Source organism: Alkalibaculum bacchi (assembly GCF_937875145.1).
Lineage (GTDB): Bacteria > Bacillota > Clostridia > Eubacteriales > Alkalibacteraceae > Alkalibaculum > Alkalibaculum bacchi_A.
In genome coordinates, this window is sequence record NZ_CALNCS010000038.1 from 1 (window position 1) to 6,605 (window position 6,605).

At 34.1% G+C, this 6,605-nt stretch carries 5 protein-coding genes; 4 read left to right on the top strand and 1 reads right to left on the bottom strand.

The window, feature by feature from the left end:
* The first annotated feature begins 122 nt into the window (after nt 1-122).
* The 4 genes from Q7P22_RS02620 (at nt 123) to Q7P22_RS02635 (ending at nt 5,546) form a co-directional block, all read left to right on the top strand.
* The gene (locus Q7P22_RS02620; RefSeq protein WP_303860280.1) at nt 123-1,592 is read left to right on the top strand and encodes a YdiU family protein; all 1,470 of its coding nucleotides are present in this window, start codon (nt 123-125) and stop codon (nt 1,590-1,592) included.
* Nucleotides 1,593-1,778: 186 nt separating this feature from the next.
* Nucleotides 1,779-2,789 (top strand): aldo/keto reductase, encoded by a 1,011-nt coding sequence (locus tag Q7P22_RS02625; protein WP_303860282.1) that lies wholly within the window; start codon nt 1,779-1,781, stop codon nt 2,787-2,789.
* Between the two features lie 150 nt (nt 2,790-2,939).
* Complete coding sequence (locus Q7P22_RS02630) at nt 2,940-3,578, top strand: DUF3786 domain-containing protein (RefSeq protein ID WP_303860284.1); 639 nt, start codon at nt 2,940-2,942, stop codon at nt 3,576-3,578.
* Nucleotides 3,579-3,851: 273 nt separating this feature from the next.
* Nucleotides 3,852-5,546 carry a methyl-accepting chemotaxis protein gene (locus Q7P22_RS02635; RefSeq protein ID WP_303860287.1) on the top strand — a complete coding sequence of 565 codons (1,695 nt, stop codon included), beginning with the start codon at nt 3,852-3,854 and terminating at the stop codon, nt 5,544-5,546.
* 97 nt (nt 5,547-5,643) lie between these two features.
* Here the strand turns inward: Q7P22_RS02635 and Q7P22_RS02640 are convergent, their stop codons facing one another.
* Nucleotides 5,644-6,384, bottom strand: a complete 741-nt coding sequence (locus tag Q7P22_RS02640; protein WP_303860289.1) for an SDR family NAD(P)-dependent oxidoreductase — start codon at nt 6,382-6,384, stop codon at nt 5,644-5,646.
* Nucleotides 6,385-6,605: the final 221 nt, after the last annotated feature.

A 6,605-nucleotide genomic window follows, 5' to 3' on the forward strand; every position in this document is an offset into this window, starting at 1 on the left:
TTGTTTTGACTATAGTGGATAAAGGTATAATTGAAGCATATAATAAAAATATTAAATTTTTGTAGTGTTCAAATTAAGTTTAAGTATATATTTTAGAAAATCAGAGGAAAGCAGGAAAAATTATGGGAAAAGATCAACATTTAGAAATAGGCTGGAATTTTGATAATACGTATGCTTTATTACCAGAGTTTTTTTATTCCAAGGAAGAGGTAAATCCAATAAATTTACCTAAATTAATCATACTAAATCAGTCTGTAGCAAATTTATTAGGTTTAGATATACATGCTTTAGAGAGGGGAGAAGGAATCGATATTTTAGCTGGTAATGCACTTCCTCTAGGCGCACTCTCCATTGCACAGGCTTATGCGGGTCATCAATTTGGGTATTTTACCGTCCTCGGTGATGGACGGGCTATGTTAATAGGAGAACAAATAACCCCTGTAAGAAAAAGATTTGATATTCAATTAAAGGGAAGTGGCAGGACGAAGTTTTCGAGGGGAGGGGATGGTAGGGCTGCACTTGGTCCTATGTTAAGAGAATACATCATCAGTGAAGCGATGCACTATCTAGGTATACCAACCACTCGTAGCTTGGCAGTAGTGACAACTGGTGAGACCGTTCGTAGAGAGAAAAATCTACCAGGGGCAATTCTTACTAGAGTGGCTTCAAGTCATATTCGAGTTGGGACCATTCAATTTGCATCAAAGTATGGGTCAAGAGAAGAATTAGATGCTTTGGTAAGATACTCTTTAAAACGCCACTATCCAAGCCAAGCAGCCAGTGCCAATTCGAGTCTTACACTTCTAGAAGAGGTTTGTAAAGTGCAAGCAGAACTCATCGCCAGATGGCAATTAGTTGGTTTTATTCATGGAGTTATGAACACAGATAATATGACCATAAGTGGCGAGACTATCGATTATGGACCATGTGCTTTTATGGATACTTATGATCCTAAAACTGTATTTAGTTCTATTGATACGAATGGCAGATATGCATATGAAAATCAACCTATTATTGGAAATTGGAATCTATGTAGATTAGCAGAGGCTATGCTGCCTTTAATAGATCAAAATCAGGACAGGGCTATTGAGCTTGCCCAAACAGCCATTGAAAAATATGATGAATTATATCATATAAAGTGGTTAGAGGGGATGAGAAAAAAACTAGGACTAGTAAATACAGAGTCTGAAGATGAATCTTTAGTAAAGGAACTTCTTTCTATAATGCATAAATACAAGGCAGACTATACAAATACTTTTGTATTCTTAACCTTTAATCAAATCGATAAGATGGATTTAAAGGATAAGTCGGAATTTATAAAGTGGCATAAAAAATGGCAAAGCAGATTAGAGAGACAAGGTCAAAGTAAAGAATCTATTATCGATCTTATGAAAAACAACAACCCAGCTATTATACCAAGAAATCATAGAGTGGAAGAAGCTCTCGAATCAGCTGAAAAAGGTGATTTTAATGTAATTAAAAAACTTTTAGATGTTCTATCAAAACCATATGATTACAACCCAGATCAAAAAGAATACGCCACCTTGCCACCAGCTTCGAGCTGCTCATACAAGACTTTCTGTGGAACCTGAAACGCCCAAGGCGTTTCAGGTATGAGTTCTATGTTTCGTCATATATTAGGAGCCAAGCGACGAAAAATCTCTTGTTATTTCGCCTACAGGCGAGTCCGTTCGGCTTTTACTGTATTTAGTATTGGAATTCCACGATAAGTCCATATATAATATAAATTAGTATATAATTTAAGTGAGGTGAAAACATTGAAAAAAATCCGATTAGGACGTACAGGGCTTTATGTGTCTAAAACTGCATTCGGAGCATTGCCCATTCAAAGAATAAGTATAGAGGAATCCGATGCTATACTAAAAAGGGCTTTTGAAAGTGGAATAAATTTTTACGATACAGCAAATATGTACACAGATAGTGAAATGAAAATCGGTCACGCATTACATGATGTTCGAGATCAGATTGTTATCGCTACCAAATCCCAAGTATTTGATAAGGAAAAAATCTTAAAAAATATTGATCAAAGCCTAAAGAGTTTACAAACAGATTATATCGATATTTTTCAATTCCATAATCCTGATGAGCTTCCTTCAGAAGATATATATGAAGCCGTTTATAAGGAAAAGGAAAAAGGTAAAATAAAACATATTGGAATGACAAATCATCGACTGAATTTGGCATTTGATGCAGTGAAATCAGGTCTCTATGAGACTATGCAATTTCCTTTTTCTCTATTATCACAAGAGAAAGAGATCGCATTAGTAGAAGAGTGTAAAAGAACAGATACTGGATTTATTGCTATGAAGGCTATGGCGGGAGGCCTTATTAATGATAGCCGGGCTTCTTTTGGTTTTATGGAACAATACGAAAATGTAGTGCCCATTTACGGCATACAACGCCTTAGTGAATTAGAAGAATTTATATCTTTAGCAAATAATCCACCATTGTATAATGAAGACTTAAAAAACGCAATAGAGAAGTCTAAAGAGGGTTTATCAGGTGATTTTTGTAGAGGTTGTGGCTATTGCTTACCATGCCCCGCTGAAATCGATATCCCCCAAAGTGCTAGAATCAGCTTACTTATGACGAGATCTCCAGCAGAACCTTATCTTACAGAAGAATTTGCTCAAAAAATGGAGAAAATCAATGATTGTATTGAATGTGGGAAATGCAAGAGTAGATGCCCCTACGAGTTGGATACGCCAAATCTGTTGAAGAGAGAATTAGATCGATATCGCAAACTGTACAATGGCATAAATCAATAAAAGTGCTATAAAATTTCAGCGACCAGTGATAGGGTCAAGTATCATGGGTCAAAGATTCAATCTTTATATATAAAAAAGGTTTAGATATTAGCTAAGTCAAAAAATAGAACTTTTCTAATATAGAAATAGATACAGCGGGGGGAGAAAAAAATGCGCGAGCATCAAGAAAAAGTGCCTTTTGATTATATTGTAGACAAGTTTTCAAAAATGGACCCTAATGTAATTGCCACAACACTAGGAATTCCTTATAATGAGACGAACAAATCCTTTGTATTAGAAATGATGAAGGAAACCTATAAAGTCTTTTATCCAAGTGGTAAGGTATATACCGCGTCAGGAGAAGAGATTACTTCTTATGTGCTTAAGACCATTATTGTAAGGTATTTAGTCAATGGAAAGGGGACTTCTTTAACAGGAAAATACATTACGTATAAAGAAATAAAGGATGGGCAAATTTACTATCCTAATTTTTATAAGAGAACGATTTTAAGATTATCTCAATTGTATAGTGAAAACAAAGAAGTATTCCGAAAAAATGCTGAGTTAGTAAAGGCAAAATTCCTAGAACAAGGCGACCTGTCCTTTTCTTTTGACTTTATGAAAAATGTAAATTTTTTGTTTGTATTTTATGATGAAGACGAAGAATTTGATGCATCAGCTAATATCTTGATGGATCAAAATATAGAAGATTATTATAATGCAGAAGATTTAGCGGTTGTAGTAGATGTGGCGATAGAATATTTTTTATACGGTTATATACCAAGGGAACTAGGGATGTACAGTTTTTAATCTATTTACATAAAAGATTTGTTGCTACATTAGTGTATATATGCAGACTCAGGCCACATTGTGGACCTGACCTGCATTTTTTATTGCTTACTTTTAAATAAAAGTCCTGGTAATAATTAAAGGATCGTTAAAAATATGAACAAAGTGCCGATATAAATATATGACAAGCAAAGATAAAATCTGCATTTCTATACTACTATGTAGTTCCAAAAACACTTTAAATTATGTAGTGAGGATAGATAATGCAGAATTCAAGATGAAGGAGAACACAAAATGAAAATCAAATGGAAAATCGTACTAGTATCAGTTAGTATTATTGTGGTACTAACATTATCAATAGTCTCATTTACAAACTTTAAGGTAAATGATCTTATTCTTTCCAAAACTACTGAAGAATTACAAAATTATTCCAATATGGGTTTGCAGTTATTTGATATTGCGTATGATGGCGATTGGTCCGTTATAAACGGAGAGCTTTACAAAGGTGATGTACGAATTAATGAAAATTATGAAGTGCTTGATGATTTTACAAAAGGAACCAGTGTGCAATCTACTATATTCCAGAATGATACCAGAATCACCACCAATATTCTGGATGAAAGTGGAAAACGTATGATTGGAACGCAAGCTTCAGATGAGGTGATTGAGCAGGTTCTTATTCAAGGAGAATCCTATTCTGGAACGGCTAATATTTTAGGAAAGTCAGCTCAAACATATTATATACCTCTAAAGGATAGCAATGATGCGATCATTGGAATGTGGTTTGTAGGAATATATACTGATGTAGTTTCACAGACGATTAATGCTACTGTCATAATGATTGTGCTTCTAGCAGGAGCATTAATGATTACAGGAATAATTGTTTCGTATTTTCTTGGAAATACTATCGCTAAAGGAATCAATATGATTCAGAATAGACTTCAACTTATGGAAGAAGGAAAATTCGATTTCCAGTTTGAAGAAAAACTATTAAATAGAAAGGATGAAGTAGGAGTAATTGCACAATCATCGCAAAATATGCAGATGAAATTTGCAGGTATCATTAAAAATATTCAAGCAGAATCGGAAAATGTAAAAACAATTGCAGATAAATCATTAACAAGAATGAAAGAAGTTCATGGAAATATTGAAGATATATCAGCAACAACAGAAGAACTGTCAGCTGGAATGGAAGAAACATCTGCATCAACAGAAGAAATGAATGCATCTACTTATGCAATAGAAAATGAAGTGTCAAACATGAAAGAAAGAACCTTACATGGAGAGCAACTATCAAATGAAATCAAACAACGAGCAGGAAAGCTTAAATTAGAAACCGGAATATCACAGAAAAATGCAATAGATATTTATGATAGAACCAATACTCAATTACGAGAGTCTATAATAAAGACGAAAGCAATAGAAGAAATTAAAGAGCTTTCTGAGGCTATCTTACAAATCACTTCTCAGACAAATCTACTAGCATTAAATGCTTCGATTGAAGCGGCTAGAGCGGGTGAAGCAGGAAAAGGATTTGCAGTCGTCGCAGATGAAATCAGGGTGTTAGCTGAAAATTCTAAAAATGCAGTATCAAGAATTAATGACGTTACATACAATGTTTCCGAAGCAGTGGAAAGTGTTGTGCAAGATTCGAAGGCGCTTCTAGACTTTGTTGATAATCAGGTAGTAAATGATTACGAAATGTTCGTAGATACCAGCATTCAATATAATCAAGATGCAGATACAATACATCAAATAGTGACTGAAATTAATACCATTTCAGAGCAATTATACGAAACAATACAGCAAATAAAACTAGCTATCGAAGAAATTACAACAGCAACAGAGGAAGGAGCACATGGCACAACGGAAATAGCAACTAGAATAACTGATATTTCTTCGAAAATAGACGATGTATTACATCAAACAATGGAAAATAAAAGAAGTGCAGAACAACTAGATGAAATGGTCGGATTCTTTCAGTTATAGGGTGTAAAAGAATATAAAAAAGATGTGCAAAATATTTATAACAATAAAAAGGACCACTCATTTAATGAATGGTCCTTTACTATAAGAAAGTATAAAATTATATCTCTACGCCACCGTCTACTTTGATAACTTGACCATCTATAAAAGAAGAGTCGTCTGTTGCTAAGAATAATGCTACATTGGCAATATCTTCTGGTACACCATGTCTTTTTAGAGGACTGCCTTGAATCATTCCTTCTAAGACCCCAAGACCTCCAAAGTCATCGACCATTTTTGTATGTATTAAACCTGGTGCAATGGCGTTTACTCGAATTTCAGGACCTAGTTCCCATGCCATAGATTTTGTAAGACCATTCATAGCGTGTTTTGAAGATACATAAGCTGCAGAACCATGGTGAGCACCAAAACCTGCTACAGAAGATGTATTAATGATTACACCTTTGCCTTTTTCCTTCATGACAGGTGCAACTAATTGTGTTAAGTATAATGAAGACGTTACGTTTATATTGAATACATTATTCCATTCTTCAAGAGAAACTTCAGGTACAGGTTTTGTACTAAGTGCTCCTGCATTATTAAATAGAATGTCTACTGTTCCGTATGCTTCCATCGTCTTGTCAAACAAAACTTTCATGTTATCAATTTCTGATGTATCTACAAGAACATACATAGCCTCAAAGCCTTCACTTTTGATTTGGTTTACGATTTCTTTTGCTCTCTCCTCATTTCTACCAGAAATGACTACTTTAGCTCCTTCTCGAGCAAATAATACTGCTGTAGCTCTTCCCATTCCAGATGTAGATCCTGTTACAATAGCAACTTTATTTTTTAATTTCATTTTAGTCCTCCCTTAATGATGATTTATTATGATGATAGATATTGTTTGAGGTTTGATATGATTTTATACTTTTTTTACAATTATTAAAATGCACAATTATGACTAGTTATTAGCAAAAAAATAACATGATCGTCATGGAAGTGATTGATATAAAAGAGTTTGATTACACGGCTATCGCATGAAAAAATAAACAAATAATTATCTTTTACTACTGTGTTGGG

Excerpts from the sequence above, each read along its gene's own strand:
- Q7P22_RS02640 (WP_303860289.1), bottom strand. The coding sequence starts at position 6,384 with ATGAAATTAAAAAATAAAGTTGCTATTGTAACAGGATCTACATCTGGA.
- Q7P22_RS02630 (WP_303860284.1), top strand. The coding sequence starts at position 2,940 with ATGCGCGAGCATCAAGAAAAAGTGCCTTTTGATTATATTGTAGACAAG.
- Q7P22_RS02620 (WP_303860280.1), top strand. The coding sequence starts at position 123 with ATGGGAAAAGATCAACATTTAGAAATAGGCTGGAATTTTGATAATACG.
- Q7P22_RS02635 (WP_303860287.1), top strand. The coding sequence starts at position 3,852 with ATGAAAATCAAATGGAAAATCGTACTAGTATCAGTTAGTATTATTGTG.